The organism is Massilia pinisoli (assembly GCF_024753285.1).
Lineage (GTDB): Bacteria > Pseudomonadota > Gammaproteobacteria > Burkholderiales > Burkholderiaceae_D > Telluria > Telluria pinisoli.
Genome location: NZ_JANUGW010000028.1, coordinates 69,074 through 84,469 on the forward strand (window position 1 = coordinate 69,074; position 15,396 = coordinate 84,469).

At 64.3% G+C, this 15,396-nt stretch carries 16 protein-coding genes; 6 read left to right on the top strand and 10 right to left on the bottom strand.

Annotated elements, in window-relative coordinates; genetic code table 11:
* Positions 1–23: 23 nt before the first annotated feature.
* Complete coding sequence (locus NX784_RS26195; protein WP_258819615.1) at positions 24–782, bottom strand: gamma-glutamyl-gamma-aminobutyrate hydrolase family protein; 759 nt, start codon at positions 780–782, stop codon at positions 24–26.
* Positions 783–1,035: 253 nt separating this feature from the next.
* Between NX784_RS26195 and NX784_RS26200 the strand changes: the two genes are divergently transcribed.
* Both NX784_RS26200 and NX784_RS26205 read left to right on the top strand, forming a co-directional pair.
* Positions 1,036–2,490 carry an NAD-dependent succinate-semialdehyde dehydrogenase gene (locus tag NX784_RS26200; RefSeq protein ID WP_258819616.1) on the top strand — a complete coding sequence of 485 codons (1,455 nt, stop codon included), beginning with the start codon at positions 1,036–1,038 and terminating at the stop codon, positions 2,488–2,490.
* The gene (locus NX784_RS26205; protein ID WP_258819617.1) at positions 2,490–2,807 is read left to right on the top strand and encodes a DUF4844 domain-containing protein; all 318 of its coding nucleotides are present in this window, start codon (positions 2,490–2,492) and stop codon (positions 2,805–2,807) included. The genes NX784_RS26200 and NX784_RS26205 overlap by 1 nt, the downstream gene beginning before the upstream one ends.
* 126 nt (positions 2,808–2,933) lie before the next feature.
* On the opposite strand, the gene NX784_RS26210 is transcribed toward NX784_RS26205, so the two are convergent.
* The 5 genes from NX784_RS26210 to grpE all read right to left on the bottom strand — a co-directional run bounded on the left by NX784_RS26210 (position 2,934) and on the right by grpE (position 8,053).
* Positions 2,934–3,299: a nucleotide pyrophosphohydrolase gene (locus NX784_RS26210; protein WP_258819618.1), complete on the bottom strand. Its 366-nt coding sequence runs from the start codon at positions 3,297–3,299 to the stop codon at positions 2,934–2,936.
* On the bottom strand, positions 3,296–3,958 hold the full coding sequence (gene can / locus NX784_RS26215) for a carbonate dehydratase (protein ID WP_258819619.1): 663 nt from the start codon (positions 3,956–3,958) through the stop codon (positions 3,296–3,298). Before can ends, NX784_RS26210 begins: the two co-directional genes overlap by 4 nt.
* Positions 3,959–4,050: 92 nt before the next feature.
* The gene (dnaJ, locus tag NX784_RS26220; RefSeq protein WP_258819620.1) at positions 4,051–5,172 is read right to left on the bottom strand and encodes a molecular chaperone DnaJ; all 1,122 of its coding nucleotides are present in this window, start codon (positions 5,170–5,172) and stop codon (positions 4,051–4,053) included.
* A 301-nt stretch (positions 5,173–5,473) separates the two neighbouring features.
* The gene (dnaK, locus tag NX784_RS26225; protein ID WP_258819621.1) at positions 5,474–7,414 is read right to left on the bottom strand and encodes a molecular chaperone DnaK; all 1,941 of its coding nucleotides are present in this window, start codon (positions 7,412–7,414) and stop codon (positions 5,474–5,476) included.
* A gap of 93 nt (positions 7,415–7,507) precedes the next feature.
* Complete coding sequence (gene grpE / locus NX784_RS26230) at positions 7,508–8,053, bottom strand: nucleotide exchange factor GrpE (RefSeq protein WP_258819622.1); 546 nt, start codon at positions 8,051–8,053, stop codon at positions 7,508–7,510.
* Positions 8,054–8,203: 150 nt separating this feature from the next.
* On the opposite strand from grpE, the gene NX784_RS26235 reads away from it, so the two are divergent.
* Complete coding sequence (locus tag NX784_RS26235; RefSeq protein ID WP_258819623.1) at positions 8,204–8,395, top strand: hypothetical protein; 192 nt, start codon at positions 8,204–8,206, stop codon at positions 8,393–8,395.
* A 31-nt stretch (positions 8,396–8,426) separates the two neighbouring features.
* Here the strand turns inward: NX784_RS26235 and hemH are convergent, their stop codons facing one another.
* The 4 genes from hemH to NX784_RS26255 form a co-directional block, all read right to left on the bottom strand.
* Positions 8,427–9,530, bottom strand: a complete 1,104-nt coding sequence (gene hemH, locus NX784_RS26240; RefSeq protein ID WP_258819624.1) for a ferrochelatase — start codon at positions 9,528–9,530, stop codon at positions 8,427–8,429.
* Between the two features lie 13 nt (positions 9,531–9,543).
* Positions 9,544–11,208, bottom strand: coding sequence for a DNA repair protein RecN (gene recN / locus NX784_RS26245; RefSeq protein WP_258819625.1), 1,665 nt, complete (start codon positions 11,206–11,208; stop codon positions 9,544–9,546).
* Between the two features lie 31 nt (positions 11,209–11,239).
* Complete coding sequence (locus NX784_RS26250) at positions 11,240–12,142, bottom strand: NAD kinase (RefSeq protein ID WP_258819626.1); 903 nt, start codon at positions 12,140–12,142, stop codon at positions 11,240–11,242.
* Positions 12,143–12,287: 145 nt separating this feature from the next.
* The gene (locus tag NX784_RS26255) at positions 12,288–13,091 is read right to left on the bottom strand and encodes a DUF3667 domain-containing protein (protein ID WP_258819627.1); all 804 of its coding nucleotides are present in this window, start codon (positions 13,089–13,091) and stop codon (positions 12,288–12,290) included.
* Between the two features lie 227 nt (positions 13,092–13,318).
* Between NX784_RS26255 and NX784_RS26260 the strand changes: the two genes are divergently transcribed.
* The 3 genes from NX784_RS26260 to NX784_RS26270 are packed head-to-tail and all read left to right on the top strand — an operon-like array spanning position 13,319 to position 15,374.
* Positions 13,319–13,630 carry a hypothetical protein gene (locus NX784_RS26260; protein ID WP_258819628.1) on the top strand — a complete coding sequence of 104 codons (312 nt, stop codon included), beginning with the start codon at positions 13,319–13,321 and terminating at the stop codon, positions 13,628–13,630.
* Positions 13,627–14,949: a PQQ-dependent sugar dehydrogenase gene (locus NX784_RS26265; RefSeq protein WP_258819629.1), complete on the top strand. Its 1,323-nt coding sequence runs from the start codon at positions 13,627–13,629 to the stop codon at positions 14,947–14,949. The genes NX784_RS26260 and NX784_RS26265 overlap by 4 nt, the downstream gene beginning before the upstream one ends.
* On the top strand, positions 14,946–15,374 hold the full coding sequence (locus NX784_RS26270) for an OsmC family protein (RefSeq protein WP_208296264.1): 429 nt from the start codon (positions 14,946–14,948) through the stop codon (positions 15,372–15,374). Before NX784_RS26265 ends, NX784_RS26270 begins: the two co-directional genes overlap by 4 nt.
* Positions 15,375–15,396 lie beyond the last annotated feature (22 nt).

The window sequence follows — 15,396 nt, forward strand, 5'->3', positions numbered from 1 at the left end:
GACCGCCCATTTGGCGTCGGGGGTCATAGCGGTGTCCGTTTCGTTGCCCGGTAGGTGCGGCAGGCGTTGCCGAACGCCCCGAACATCTTCATCGAGTGCGGGTTGTGGACGATGCGCCATTCCGGGTGCCATTGCACGGCCAACGTGAAGCCGGGCGCGCCGCTCACGGAAAAAGCTTCCACGAGGCCGTCCTCGGCCGTCGCTTCGACGACGAGGCCCGGTGCCAATTCGTTCACGCCCTGGCCATGCAGGGAATTCACGGGAATTTCCGGCAGACCGATGATCTGATGCAGCATGCCGCCTTCCACGAGACGGATCTTGTGGGCGTCGCCATACTGCTCGTCCATGCCCAGTTCCGGATTCTCGCGGTGGTCGAAGTGCCCCGGCACCGCTTGCACGGCCTGGTACAGGCTGCCGCCCAGCGCGACGTTCATTTCCTGGAAGCCGCGGCAGATGGCGATGATCGGGATGCCGCGCTTGACGGCGGCGCGGATCAGCGGCAGCGTCGTCTGGTCGCGCGCGGGATCCTGCGGGAGGGACGGGTCGAGGAGTTCTTCGGAGTAATAGCTGGGATGAACATTCGAGGCCGAGCCCGTCAACATGATCCCGTCGCACAGCGCGAGCATCGTCTCGAGGTCGAGCGCCTCCCCCAGCGACGGCAGGATCAGCGGCGCGCAGTCGGCGCCGAGGACGACGGCGTCGACATACTTGTGCTGGGCCGCGTGGTAAGGGTGTTCACCGAAGTCGCGGGTGCAAGCGGGGACGAAAACGATCGGGCGCATGGTCTCTACCTCGTAGTGAGCGCACAGGAACCATCATACGTACAAACTGGTCCGAATGCGAGTGGCCGTTGTTCCACATCAAGGAATGCGAAGTCCGGCAAAACGCTTCCCTGGAATCTGCTTGAGAACGGGTTCGCAGGATGTAACCCGTAGCAAAAGCTTAACGTCAACTGAAGAACGATGCCAACACAAACGGCCCGTTCCCGGGCACCGTGCTATCGTGATGCCGCCCGAACGACATGACGAGGAACCGATGCTGAACCTCAACGATCCCTCCCTGCTGCGCCAGCAGGCCTACATCGACGGCGCCTGGTGCGATGCGGACGACGGCAAGACGGTCGCCGTGCGCAACCCCGCCACCGGCGACACGCTCGGCACGGTGCCGCACATGGGCGCGGGGGAAACGCGGCGCGCCATCGAGGCCGCGCAGGCCGCGTGGCCCGCCTGGCGCAAGAAGGCGGCGCGCGAGCGCGCGCTGATCCTGCGCACGTGGAACGACCTGATGCTGGCCAACGCCGACGACCTCGCCGTCATCATGACGGCGGAACAGGGCAAGCCGCTCGCGGAATCGAAGGGAGAAATCGCGTACGCCGCGTCGTTCATCGAGTGGTTCGGCGAGCAGGCCAAGCGCATCGAAGGCGACGTGCTGGAAGCGCCCGCGCGCGACCGCCGCATCGTCGTCACGAAGGAGCCGATCGGCGTCTGTGCCGCGATCACGCCGTGGAATTTTCCGGCCGCGATGATCACCCGCAAAGTCGGGCCCGCGCTCGCGGCCGGCTGTCCCATCGTGCTGAAGCCGGCCGAACTGACGCCCTATTCCGCCCTCGCATTGGCCGTGCTCGCGGAGCGCGCCGGCGTGCCGAAGGGCGTGTTTTCCATCGTCATCGGCGATTCGAAGACGATCGGCGCGGAGATGTGCGCGAACCCCATCGTGCGCAAGCTCAGTTTCACAGGCTCCACGCAAGTCGGCCGCCTGCTGATGGAGCAATGCGCACCGACGGTCAAGAAACTGTCGCTGGAACTGGGCGGCAACGCGTCGTTCATCGTGTTCGACGACGCCGACCTCGATGCCGCCGTCGACGGCGCCATGGCCTCGAAATACCGCAACATGGGGCAGACCTGCGTCTGCGCCAACCGCATCTACGTGCAGGACGGCGTGTACGACGCGTTCGCGCAAAAACTGACGGCCGCCGTCGCGAAGCTCAAGGTCGGCAATGGCATGGAGCCGGGCGTGAACCAGGGGCCGCTGATCGAAGAAAAGGCCGTCGAGAAAGTCGAGCACCACATCGCCGATGCGCTGGGCAAGGGCGCGCGCCTCCTGCTCGGAGGCAAGCGCCATCCGCTGGGGCACACGTTCTTCGAGCCGACCGTCCTCGCCGACGTCACGCCGCAGATGCTCATTGCGGACGAGGAGACGTTCGGCCCCGTGGCGCCGCTGTTCCGCTTCAAGACGGAGGACGAAGTGATCGGCTTCGCCAACGCGACGGAATACGGCCTGGCGTCGTACTTTTACGCGCGCGACATCGGGCGCGTGTGGCGCGTGGCCGAGCAGATCGAGACGGGCATGGTCGGTGTGAACACGGGCCTGATCTCGAACGAGGTGGCGCCGTTCGGCGGCGTCAAGCAATCGGGCCTCGGGCGCGAAGGATCGAAGTACGGCATGGACGACTATCTCGTCATCAAGTACGTCTGCCTGGGCGGCATGTGATGGCCGACGACCCGTTCCGCTGGGTGCGCGACGCGCCGCTGTTCGTGGTGCCGCGCACGCTGGACGCGCTGCGGGCGTTCCGCGCCGGCCCCGGCCTGGACGACAGCCTCGCGCGCGTGACGGACCGGCTGATCGCCGGGATCGCCGCGCATCCGACCAAGTTCTGGGTGCTGAAGCAGTTCCAGCCGGCGCTGGAGGAGGCGCGTGACCAGTCCGCGGACAGGCGCGAACGGGTCGACGCGGAACTCAGGCGATTGATGGACGTGGTCGGGATCGACAGTTCGGATGGGTTGCTGACCTACTACCTGGATTCGTAGGGTGGAAGGCTACGCCGTCCACGCGTTCAACAATCTTGCGCATATCGCGACGGCATTCCCGGCACGGGAACGCGTGGACGGCGCACACGCTTGCGACCATTCGACAGCCCGGCAGAGCCGTCCACCCTACCGTTTGTATTCGTGGTACTTGCGCGCGTCCCCGCGCACCCGATCGGCCGGATACTTGGCCCGGTTGAGCACCATCTTCTCCTGCACGGCGGCGAACAGGTCGACGTCCAGCTTGTCGGCCAGACGCACGAGGTAGACGAGCACGTCGGCCATCTCGTGGCGCACCTCGACGAGCTTGTCGGCGCCGAGCTCGTCGGCACGGCCGTGATTCAGCCACTGGAAATGTTCCAGCAGCTCGGCCGCTTCCACCGACAGCGCCGACGCCAGGTTCTTCGGCGTGTGGAACTGGTCCCAATCACGCTCGTCGACGAACTGGCGCACGATGGCGCGCAGTTGGTCGAGCTCGCCGCCAGGCTGCGTCACTTCAGGTAGCCCTGCAGGATCTTGTCCAGCTTCGGCTGGATCTCCGCGTAGCTGCTGACGGTGACGCCGAGGTCGCGCAGCAGGCCATCATGCACGCCGTAGACCCAGCTGTGGATCGTGATGTCCTGGCCCCGCTCCCACGCATCGCGCACGACCGTGGTCTGGGCGATGTTGATGACCTGCTCCGCCACGTTCAGTTCCACGAGACGGTTGGTGGCGGCGGTACCGGCCACGTTGCCCAGGTATTTGCCGTGCTTGTCGCGCACGTCGCGCACGTGGCCGAGCCAGTTGTCGGCCAAGCCGACGCGCGTATTGTTCAGCGCAGCGCCCACGCCCGAGCAGCCGTAGTGGCCGCACAGGATGATGTGCTTGACCTTCAGCACGTCGACGGCGAACTGCAGCACGGTCAGGCAGTTCAGGTCCGAGTGGGACACGACGTTGGCGATGTTGCGGTGGACGAACAGCTCGCCCGGCGCCATGCCGACCAGTTCATTGGCGGGCACGCGGCTGTCGGAACAGCCGATCCACAGGTATTCCGGGGATTGCTGCGAAGCCAGGTCCTTGAAGAAGTCGGGATCCTCCTTGATCATCGACGCCGCCCATTGGCGGTTGCGTTCGAACAGGTCTGCGGCGGTGAGGCCGGTAGGGGTCTTTGCCATGGGGTTACCTTGCTCTAAAACTTGTTTAATCGACCACATTCTGGTCAAAAAAAACCGCCGGGGCTCGCGCGCCCGGCGGTCCATTCGCTATCTTACTCGAAGAAGTCCTTCACCTTGTCCATCCAGCCCTTGCTCTGCGGGCTGTGCTTCGCGCCGCCCTCGTTCGTCAGGCGGTCGAATTCGCGCAGCAGGTCTTTCTGCTTCTCCGTGAGCTTGACGGGCGTCTCGACGACGACATGGCAGAACAGGTCGCCCGCATAGCCGGAGCGCACGCCCTTGATGCCCTTGCCCTTGAGGCGGAAGGTCTTGCCCGTCTGGGTGCCTTCGGGGATCGTGAACGACACCTTGCCGGCCAGAGTGGGCACCTCGATTTCGCCGCCCAGTGCCGCCTTCGAGAACGAGATCGGCATTTCGCAATGCAGGTCGTCGCCCTCGCGCTGGAACACGGTGTGCGGCTTGATGTGGATTTCGACGTACAGGTCGCCCGGCGGCCCGCCGTTCGTGCCCGGCTCGCCGTTGCCGGTCGAACGGATGCGCATGCCGCTGTCGATACCGGCCGGAATCTTCACTTCCAGCGTCTTGTTGCGCTTGATGCGTCCCGCGCCGCCGCAGGCCGCGCACGGTTCCGGAATGATCTTGCCGCTGCCGTGGCATTTCGGGCAAGTCTGCTGGATCGAGAAGAAGCCCTGCTGCATGCGCACCTGGCCGTGGCCGTGGCAGGTCGAGCAGGTGACGGGCGACGTGCCCGGCTTGGCGCCGCTACCGTGGCACGTGTCGCACTTGTCCCAGCTGGGGACGCGAATCGTCGTGTCGAAACCGGCGGCTGCCTGTTCGAGCGAAATTTCCAAGTTGTAGCGCAGATCGGCACCGCGGTACACCTGCGGGCCCGAGCTGCGGCCGCGGCCGCCGCCGAAGATGTCGCCGAAGATGTCGCCAAACGCATCGCCGAAGCCGCCACCACCGAAGCCGCCGCCCATGCCGCCGTTCGGATCGACGCCAGCGTGACCGTAGCGGTCATAAGCCTCGCGCTTTTCCGGATTGGTCAGCATCTCGTAGGCTTCTTTGACCTCCTTGAACTTCTCTTCCGCTTCCTTGTTATCGGGATTGCGGTCCGGATGGTACTTCATCGCAAGCTTGCGATAGGCCTTCTTGATCTCGTCTTCCGAAGCACTCTTCGCGACGCCGAGGATCTCGTAAAAATCACGCTTTGCCATTTGTCGGCACCTTGCTGTCTATCTACAAAAGAACTGTGGCGAACCAGGCAATCACCTGCAAACGCACAGCCCAAAAGGATACGAGTATACAGTGAGCATGACGGGCCTGCTCAACTCGGCCGTAAAAACAACGGCCGGGCGGGCCCGCAAATGTTGACCACAAAAAAACCGAGCCGGGTACCATGAGGTCGCTTCGGCTCGGCGGGTTCGGGTGAAACGTCGACCGGACTGCTTAGACGCCGGTTGGACGCGTGGGGTCATTGAGTCCGGGGGACTCAACGACAAGCCCCCACCCCACCCGTTACTTCGCGTCTTTCACTTCCTTGAAGTCGGCGTCGACGACGTCGTCATCCTGCTTGCCCGGCTCCGCGCCCGGCTGGCCACCGGCCGCCTGCGCACCCGCGGCGCCCTGCTGGGCCTGCATGTCGGCGTACATCTTCTCGCCCAGCTTCTGCGCAGCCGTCGACAGTGCGGACACCTTGGCGTCGATCTCGGCCTTGTCGCCCGACTTGATGGAACCTTCCAGGTCGGTGATGGCGGCTTCGATCTTCTCCTTCTCGCCCGCTTCCAGCTTGTCGCCGTACTCGGTCAGGGATTTCTTGGTCGAGTGCACCAGCGCGTCGGCCTGGTTGCGCGACTCGGCCAGTTCCTTGACCTTCTTGTCCTCTTCCGCGTTCAGCTCGGCGTCCTTCACCATCTTCTGGATCTCGTCTTCCGACAGACCCGAGTTGGCCTTGATGGTGATCTTGTTCTCTTTACCGGTGGCCTTGTCCTTCGCGCCCACGTGCAGGATTCCGTTGGCGTCGATGTCGAAGGTCACTTCGATCTGCGGCGTGCCGCGCGGTGCCGGCGGGATGCCTTCCAGGTTGAACTCGCCCAGCGCCTTGTTGCCAACGGCGATTTCGCGTTCGCCCTGGTAGACCTTGATGGTCACGGCCGGCTGGTTGTCGTCGGCCGTGGAGAACACCTGCGCGAACTTGGTCGGGATCGTCGTGTTCTTCTGGATCATCTTGGTCATCACGCCGCCCAGGGTTTCGATACCCAGCGACAGCGGGGTCACGTCCAGCAGCAGCAGGTCCTTGCGGTCGCCGGCCAGCACGGAACCCTGGATGGCGGCGCCGACTGCGACGGCCTCGTCCGGGTTGACGTCCTTGCGCGGATCCTTGCCGAAGAACTCTTTCACTTTTTCCTGCACCTTCGGCATGCGGGTCATGCCGCCGACCAGGATGATGTCGTCGATGTCCGAGACCTTCACGCCGGCATCCTTGATGGCGATGCGGCACGGTTCGATGGTCTTCGCGATCAGTTCCTCGACGAGCGCTTCCAGCTTGGCGCGGGTGATCTTCAGGTTCAGGTGGACCGGCGCGCCGTTCGCCATGGCGATGTACGGCTCGTTGATCTCGGTCTGTTGCGACGACGACAGCTCGATCTTCGCGCGCTCGGCCGAGGCCTTGATGCGCTGCAGGGCGATCGGGTCTTTCGACAGGTCGAGGCCGTTGATCTTCTTGAACTCGTCGATGATGTAGTCGATGATGCGCTGGTCGAAGTCTTCGCCGCCCAGGAACGTGTCGCCGTTGGTCGACAGCACTTCGAACTGCTTCTCGCCTTCCACGTCGGCGATCTCGATGATCGACACGTCGAACGTACCGCCGCCGAGGTCATACACGGCGATCTTGCGGTCGCCCTTGTCGGTCTTGTCCAGGCCGAATGCCAGCGCGGCCGCGGTCGGCTCATTGATGATGCGCTTGACGTCCAGGCCCGCGATGCGGCCGGCGTCCTTGGTTGCCTGGCGCTGCGAGTCGTTGAAGTACGCGGGGACGGTGATGACGGCTTCCGTCACTTCTTCGCCGAGGTAGTCTTCGGCGGTCTTCTTCATCTTGCGCAGCACTTCGGCCGAGATCTGCGGCGGCGCCAGCTTCTTGTCGCGCACCTGCACCCAGGCGTCGCCGTTGTCGGCCTTGATGATCGTGTACGGCATCAGGCCGATGTCCTTCTGGACTTCCTTCTCGTCGAACTTACGGCCGATCAGGCGCTTGACCGCGAACAGGGTGTTCTTCGGGTTGGTGACGGCCTGGCGTTTCGCCGGCGCACCGACGAGGATCTCGCCGTCTTCCTGATAAGCGATGATCGAAGGCGTCGTGCGGGCGCCTTCCGCGTTTTCGATGACCTTGGGCTGACCATTTTCCATGATCGCCACGCAGGAGTTGGTGGTGCCCAGGTCGATACCGATGATTCTGCCCATAATATTTTCCTTTTTAGTACTCAGTTTTCAGATGTGTCGAATATTGGGAAATGTCGCTTGCTTTCAAGAGCTTATTGAGCCCTCAACGCAACATTATTTCGGTGCCGCCGCAGTCACGATGGCCGGACGCAGCAGGCGGTCGGCGATCGTGTAGCCTTTCTGCAGGACGGTCACCACGGTGTTCGCTTCCTGGTCGGACGGCACCACGGCCACGGCCTGGTGCTTGTTCGGGTCGAGCTTGTCGCCCGGCTGCGGCATCACCTCCAGCAGGCGGTTCTTTTCGAACGCTGCGGTGAGCTGCTTCAGGGTCATCTCGACGCCTTCCTTGATCGATTCGACCGTCGGCGCTTCGACTTTCAAGGCCATCTCGAGGCTGTCGCGCACAGGCACCATGGCCTCGGCAAAGCTTTCGATCGCGAATTTATGGGCCTTGCTCACATCTTCCTGGGCACGGCGGCGGATATTGTCGGCCTCGGCCTTGGCACGCATGAACGCGTCATGCATCTCCGCCAGCTTGGCTTCGGTGGCGCTCAGCTGTTCTTCGAGGCCGGGCTCGTTCGCCGGCGCACCTTGCGCTGCCGCGTCGGCAGCTTCCGCCTCCGGCTGATTGCTCACCTCTTGGTTTTCTTGGTCTTGCATCGAAAAAACTCCTGAAATCAAGGACTTGGCTGATTGATTGGACGGTTATACCGCGTACACAGGCCCCCATATTGGGCAATCGCCTACATTTTCAAGGGGAATTGCCGGATTAATATGCAGATATGCGTAGTCTTTTGTTACAAGATTTACTTGCTCGTAGTCACCATCGACAGCCAGCCGTTCTACTATCGTTCTGTTAAGACATCCGTCCGAACCGACCCGATGGGAACGATCATGAAACTGCATCTGATAAGCGGCGCCGTGCTCATCTACACCCTGCTCGCGCTGGCTGCGATTTGCCTGGCGGAACTCGGGTCGGCACCGCAAAACGTGGCATTTTAGCATTCCGCCGGGTGACGGCGGCCCGTGGGCGTCACGCGCCCAATTTCACCGCATGCTCGCGCGCGACCTCGGCATCGCGGCGCTGCGCCTCGCGTTGCGCGGGCGTGAGCATCGTCGGCCAGCCGATCAGGTGCTGTTCGGCGATCTCGGCCATGCCGACGATCCAGGATGGATTGTCGTTCAGGCAAGAAATGTAGTGGTAGTCCTGGCCGCCGTTCGATTCGAAATCGTGGCGGACTTCCATGTTGATCTCTTCCAGCGTCTCCAGGCAGTCGCTCGTAAAACCGGGACACATGACGTCGATCCGCTTGACGCCCGCGCGCGCGAGCTGCTGCACCGTGGGCGCCGTGTACGGCTGCAGCCATTCGGCCTTGCCGAAGCGCGACTGGAACGTCACCAGATACTGCTCGGGCGTCAGGCGCAGCCGGGCGGCCAGCAGGCGCGCCGTCCGGTGGCATTCGCAGTGGTACGGGTCGCCCAGCAATAACGTGCGCTTGGGCACGCCATGGAAGCTCATCACGAGCTTTTCGCCGCGGCCGTGCGCGTCCCAGTAGGATTCCACCGATTGCGCCAGCGCCTCGATATAGCCTTCGTGGTCGTGGTAATGCTTCACGAGGCGCAGCTCGGGGATGTTGCGTACCTTCTTGTAATGATCGAAGACGGCATCCCAGATCGATGCCGTGGTCGTGCCCGAATATTGCGGGTACGCGGGCAGCACGACGATGCGTTCGGCACCGCGCGCCTTCAATTCGTCCAGCACGGCGGGCAGCGCGGGCGCGCCGTAGCGCATCGCCATCGCCACCTCGACGTCGTGATGGCCGCGCTGGGCGAGCATGGCCTGCAGCGCTGCCGCCTGGCGCTCCGTGTACACCTTCAGCGGCGAACCGTCGCGGCGCCAGATGGTCGCGTATTTTTTTGCCGACTGCCCCGAGCGGAACGGCAGGATCGCAAGGTGCAGGATCAGCTTCCACACGGCGCGCGGAATCTCCACGACACGCGGATCGAGCAGGAACTGCTTCAGGTAACGGCGCACCGCGGGCCGCGTCGGCGCATCGGGCGTGCCGAGGTTGACGAGGACGATGGCACTCTTCGCGACGTTGCCATGCTGGTGCGGCGGTTCTTTGTTGAAGGGCATGGAGGTCGTTCGGTCAGGACGCCAGCAGTTCGCGCGCGTGCTTGCGCGTGGTCTCGGTGATCTCGATGCCGCCCAGCATGCGCGCCACCTCTTCCACACGGGCCTTGTTGTCGAGCACGTCGATGCGGGACACGGTCTTGCCGCCATCGGTCGTGTCCTTCGCGACCTGGAAGTGCTGGTTCGCCTGGCTCGCGACCTGCGGCAGGTGCGTGACGCACAACACTTGCCGGCTCTGGCCCAAGCGCTTCAGCAGGCGCCCGACGACTTCCGCCACGCCGCCGCCGATGCCCGTGTCGACCTCGTCGAAAATCAGCGTGGGAACAGTCGTCGCATTCGCCGTGATGACGGAGATCGCCAGCGAGATACGCGCCAGCTCGCCGCCCGACGCCACCTTGGCCAGCGGCCGCGGCGCGACGCCCGCGTGGCCCGCCACGAGGAACTCGACCTGCTCGATGCCGTATGCGGCCGGCTCGCACGGATTCAGCGCGACGACGAAGCGGCCGCCGCTCATCGACAATTCCTGCATCGCTTCCGACACTTGCGACGACAGGCGCTGCGCGGCCTGCGCGCGCGTCGCGGACAGCTTCTGCGCGGCCGCCATGTACGCAGCCTTGGCCTTGTCCTCCTGCTTGCGCAAACCCTCGACGTCGGTCGCGTCGGCCAGTTGCTGCAGCTTCGCTTTCAATGTGGCGTGCTCGTCCGGCAGTTCGTCCGGCGTCACGCGGAATTTACGCGCAGTGCTGTGGATGGCGTCCATGCGCGCGTCGACCTGCGACAAGCGCTCGGGATCGAGCTCGACCTTGTCGACGTACGTGTTCAGCGCGTACACGGCCTCCTGCAACTGGATGCGCGCGGGCTCCATGCAGTCGAGCACGGCCTGCAAGTCTGCGTCGACGCCGGCCAGCTTTGCCAATTTCTGGTTCAGCGACGACAGCTGCGACAGGATCGGCTGCTCCGATTCCGACAGGGCAGTGAGCGCTTCCTGCGCGCCCTCGATCAGGCTCGCGGCATGCGACAAGCGGCTGTGTTCGTTGGTGATCTCGGCCCACTCGCCCGGCTTCACGGCGAGTTTGTCGAGCTCGCCGACCTGCCACTCGAGGCGCTCGCGTTCCAGCAACACGTTCTTCGCGTTGGTCTCGAATTCCTCGCGCTGGCGCGCCAGCGCCTTCCACGCTTTGTACGCGCTCGCGACTTCCTGCACTTGTGCCGTCGCGCCCGGGTCGCGCACGGCGACCTGGTTGTCGAGCAGCGCGCGCTGGGCATCGAGCTTCAGCAGCGACTGGTGCGCGTGCTGGCCGTGGATGTCGACGAGCAGCTCGCCCAGTTCGCGCAGCTGGCTGGCGGTGGCGGCGACGCCGTTGATGTACGACTTCGAGCGGCCCGCGTTGTCGATCACGCGGCGCAGCAGCGCGCCGCCCTCGTCCGTGTCGAACTCGTTCTGTTCCAGCCACACGTTCGCCGCCGGCGTGAGGGCGAAGTCGGCGCTGATGTCGGCCTTGGCCGCGCCTTCGCGCACCATGCTGGCGTCACCGCGGCCGCCCAGCGCGAGCTGGAGCGCGTCGATCAGGATCGACTTGCCGGCGCCGGTCTCGCCGGTGAGCACGGTGAAGCCGTTCGAGAACTCGAGCTCGATCGCGTCGACGATGACGAAGTCGCGGATGGTCAATGTGCGCAACATGAAGAAACTCATCTCCTGATGGATGCTGGAATTATTTGAGCTTGCCGTCACCGGACGGATATTCGTTCCAGTGGAGCTTTTCGCGCAAGGTATGGTAGTAGCTCCACCCTTCTGGATGGAGGAAGGTGACGGTGTGGGGCGAGCGCGAGATCATGATCTGGTCGCCGTGCTGCAGGCTCGCGAACGTTTGCATGTCGAAGTTCACGCTGATGTCGCGGCCGTTGATGATCTCGACGACGATGTCGCTCGTGTTCGGCACGACGATCGGCCGGTTCGACAGCGCGTGCGGCGCGATCGGCACGAGCACGATGCCGGCCAACGTGGGATGCAGCAGCGGGCCACCGGCCGACAGCGCGTACGCCGTCGAGCCCGTGGGCGTCGAGACGATCAGGCCGTCCGAACGCTGGTTGTACATGAACGTGCCGTCCACCGTGACCTTGAGCTCCGCCATGCCGGCGCCCGTGCCGCGCGCGACGACGACGTCGTTGACGGCGACGGAGCAGTGGATTTCGACGCCGTCGCGCACGACGCGCGCTTCCAGCAGCGAGCGTTCTTCCGTCTTGGCCTTGCCGCTGAGGATGTCGCCCAGCGCGGGCAGCATGCGGTCGATGGGGATGTCGGTCATGAAGCCCAGGCGGCCCTGGTTGATGCCGATGAGGGGCACGCGGTAGCGCGCCAGCTGGCGGGCGATGCCCAGCATCGTGCCGTCGCCACCGACGACGATCGCCGTGCGGCAGTGCTCGCCGATCTGGTCCACCGTCATCGCGTCCACACCGGCCACTTTCACGTGCCCCGCCGTTTCCTGCTCGAACACGACGCGGTAGCCGGCGCCCTGCAGGAAGTCGACGATGGCCTGCACGGGCTTGTCGATGCCGGCCGTGTTGTGCCGTACGACGAGCGCGATGGTTTGTTGCGGTTCAGGCGTCACGGACATTACGACTCTCGGCAGCAGGTGATAGGGAGACAGAAGATTAACCGATTCGCCCGGCTTCTGCACTATCGCAACTCAGCAAATACTGTACAAACACACAGTATAGTTGGGCGGACGGACTTCCGGCAAGCGGACGGTCCAGCCCGCTTCAACGGAGGATGCCGAACCCGACCGCGGCACCGATCGCGAGGGTGATGCCGATCAAGTGCAGCGCCATCAGCACGAGCCAGCGCACGCCGGTCGCCAGGCGCGAGCCGCCGTACACGCGCCGCATCGCGACGGGCGTGTAGAACACGAGCCACAGGCCCAGCACCCACGACACGATGCCGAGGACGTTGGGCACGACCATCATGAGGGCCATGGCCAGGAACGCGAACCCGTTCGCGTGCAGGGCGAACAGCAGGTGTTCGCCGTAGCGCCGCCCCGACCCCAGGTAAAGCATCTTGAGGCACAGCGCGAACAGCGGCATCATGAAGAAAACGGCATACGGCACGTAACCATAGAAGGCGGTCGTCAACACCTCGTTCCGTTCGTCCATCGACATGCGGCTGAAGCGGTCCGCCTGCTCGCCCCAGTGCGCATTGATCTTGCCGATGCCCTGGCGCAGTTCCGCCGTGCCGTTGGCGATCTCGCCCGGCTCGTCCTCGCGCATCAGCTCCGGCTTCGTCTTGTCTTTTTCCTGCGCCGCGGCCGCCACCGGATGGTCTGCCGGCGTGATCTTGATACCGTCATGGCCCGTATATTTCATGACGGCGAAGAAGATCAGGCTGAACGTCAGGTACAAGCGCAGCGGCTGGATATAGCGCACGCGGCGACCATTGATGTATTCCAAAGTCAGCTGCCCCGGCCGGAACAAAAGGAGCAGCAACGACTTCCAAAGCTTGCCTTCCAGTGCGACGTAATGGCCGATGAACTCGTGCAGGAATTCGCGCGTGCTGGGTGGATGCAGCACCGTTTCCTGGCCGCAGTCGTGGCAAAAATTACCGGAAACGATGGTGCCGCAATTCGGGCAGTCACTGGCGGCGTGGTGAGGATGGGCTGGCGTGTTCACGAGCGGGAGGTAATTGTCATATAAACCAATATGTTAACCAGATAATTTCAAAAAAGCATCTTCCAATTGCGCGACCGCCTTCGACCTGAAGGATTAGGATTTAATCAATTGAATCGAAGGAGGTTGTCATGGTGCAGGAAGAAAAAGACCGGGTCGTGAATACCGACCGGAAAATCGAAGACCAGAGCTACAAGCGCGAACCGCACGAGCGCGACGAATCGCCGGATGCGCAAGGAGCGCGGCCGCGCGGCATCATGAAGCAGGCGGCGGAAGACCTCGAGCAGGGACTCGTCGACACCGATGCGCGCCAGACCCCGGGCATCAGCGAAGCCGTCACGCCGGCACCGGACGCCACCGGCCAGGCGAAGCCGCAGCCCGACCGCCACCGCGACATGCGCGACCACGACTCGACGATCCCGGACGGAGGACAGAACCGATGACGCCACGCACCAGGCTTGCGTTCCTGTTCGTTCCACTGCTGGGCGCCGCAAGCGCGTTCGCCCAGCAATATCCCGTCGGCTGGGGCCCGAACCCGACGCTGCCCGCGCCCCAGCGATCACTGATCCCCACCATCAACATCGCCAAGGCCGACCCGTGGCCGCAAGGCACGCACCCGACGCCGGCCGCCGGCCTGGCCGCCACCGCGTACGCGACCGGTCTCGACCATCCGCGCTGGCTGTACGTGCTGCCGAATGGCGACGTGCTCGTCGCCGAGAGCAACAAGCCCGGCAACGCGCCGAAGGAAAAAGGCATCCGCGCCAAGGTGCAGGGGGTCGCGCAGAAAGAAGCGGGCGCCGGCGTCGCGTCGCCCGACAAGATCATCCTGCTGCGCGGCTTCAAGCCCGACGGCACGGCCGACACGAAGGTCACGTTCATGGAAGGTCTGAACGCACCGTTCGGCATGGCCCTCGTCGGCAACGACCTGTACGTCGCGAATGCCGACGCGCTGTGGAAATTCCCGTACAAGACGGGCGCCACGAGCATCGCGGCCCAGGGTACGAAAGTGCTGGACCTGCCGTCCGGCATCAACCACCACTGGACGAAGAACGTCGTGGCCTCCCCCGACGGCAAGAAGCTGTACATCTCGGTCGGGTCGAACAGCAACGTGGCCGAGAACGGCATGGACGTGGAAAAAGGCCGCGCCGCCATCTGGGAATACGACATCGCCAGCGACAAGTCGCGCATCTACGCGAGCGGCCTGCGCAATGCTAACGGGATGGCATTCCAGCCGCAGACGAAGGCCTTATGGGCCGCCGTCAACGAACGCGACGAGCTCGGCAACGACCTCGTGCCGGACTACATGACGGCCGTGAAGGACGGTGCGTTCTACGGCTGGCCGTACAGCTATTACGGTCAGCACGTCGACACGCGCGTGAAGCCGCAGAACCCCGACCTCGTGGCCAAGGCGATCCCGCCCGACTATGCGCTGGGCGCGCACACGGCCTCGCTGGGCCTGGCGTTCTACGATGCCGACCTGCTGCCGCAATTCAAGAGCGGCGCGCTGATCGGGCAGCACGGCTCGTGGAACCGCAAGCCGTATGCCGGCTACAAGCTCGTGTTCGTGCCGTTCGCGAACGGCACGCCGAGCGGGCCGCCGCAGGACGTGCTGACGGGCTTTCTCGGCAAGGATGAACACGCATACGGGCGCCCGGTCGGGGTCGCGGTCGACAAGACCGGCGCCATTCTGCTGGCGGACGACGTCGGCAACACCATCTGGCGGATCACGCCGGCCGCCACCAACCAGGGAGCGAAGCAATGATCAAACGTAAGGGAAGCGCCGTCTGGAGCGGCGGACTGAAAGACGGCAAGGGCACCGTGTCCACGCAGAGCGGCGTCCTCAACCAGTCGCAATACGGCTTCAACACCCGCTTCGAGAATGGGCCGGGCACGAACCCGGAGGAACTGCTCGCGGCCGCGCACGCGGGCTGCTTCACGATGGCGCTGTCCGCGCAGCTGGGCGAAGCGGGGATGACGGCGCAGAAGCTGGAGACGACGGCCACCGTGTCGCTGGACAAGGTCGATGGCGGCTTCGCGATTCCCGCCGTGCACCTGGAACTCGTCGCGACGATTCCGGGCGCGAGCGACGCCGCGTTCCAGGAAGCGGCGCGTAAGGCCAAGGAAGGGTGTCCCGTGTCCAAGCTGTTCAATGCGAACATCACGTTGGACGCGAAGCTGCAGGCTTGATGCAGCGCGTGGGCTCGGGGAG

Coding starts and splice junctions, on each gene's coding strand:
- NX784_RS26195 (WP_258819615.1), bottom strand. CDS start 782: ATGCGCCCGATCGTTTTCGTCCCCGCTTGCACCCGCGACTTCGGTGAA.
- NX784_RS26200 (WP_258819616.1), top strand. CDS start 1,036: ATGCTGAACCTCAACGATCCCTCCCTGCTGCGCCAGCAGGCCTACATC.
- NX784_RS26205 (WP_258819617.1), top strand. CDS start 2,490: ATGGCCGACGACCCGTTCCGCTGGGTGCGCGACGCGCCGCTGTTCGTG.
- can (WP_258819619.1), bottom strand. CDS start 3,958: ATGGCAAAGACCCCTACCGGCCTCACCGCCGCAGACCTGTTCGAACGC.
- dnaJ (WP_258819620.1), bottom strand. CDS start 5,172: ATGGCAAAGCGTGATTTTTACGAGATCCTCGGCGTCGCGAAGAGTGCT.
- dnaK (WP_258819621.1), bottom strand. CDS start 7,414: ATGGGCAGAATCATCGGTATCGACCTGGGCACCACCAACTCCTGCGTG.
- grpE (WP_258819622.1), bottom strand. CDS start 8,053: ATGCAAGACCAAGAAAACCAAGAGGTGAGCAATCAGCCGGAGGCGGAA.
- hemH (WP_258819624.1), bottom strand. CDS start 9,530: ATGCCCTTCAACAAAGAACCGCCGCACCAGCATGGCAACGTCGCGAAG.
- recN (WP_258819625.1), bottom strand. CDS start 11,208: ATGTTGCGCACATTGACCATCCGCGACTTCGTCATCGTCGACGCGATC.
- NX784_RS26250 (WP_258819626.1), bottom strand. CDS start 12,142: ATGTCCGTGACGCCTGAACCGCAACAAACCATCGCGCTCGTCGTACGG.
- NX784_RS26260 (WP_258819628.1), top strand. CDS start 13,319: ATGGTGCAGGAAGAAAAAGACCGGGTCGTGAATACCGACCGGAAAATC.
- NX784_RS26265 (WP_258819629.1), top strand. CDS start 13,627: ATGACGCCACGCACCAGGCTTGCGTTCCTGTTCGTTCCACTGCTGGGC.
- NX784_RS26270 (WP_208296264.1), top strand. CDS start 14,946: ATGATCAAACGTAAGGGAAGCGCCGTCTGGAGCGGCGGACTGAAAGAC.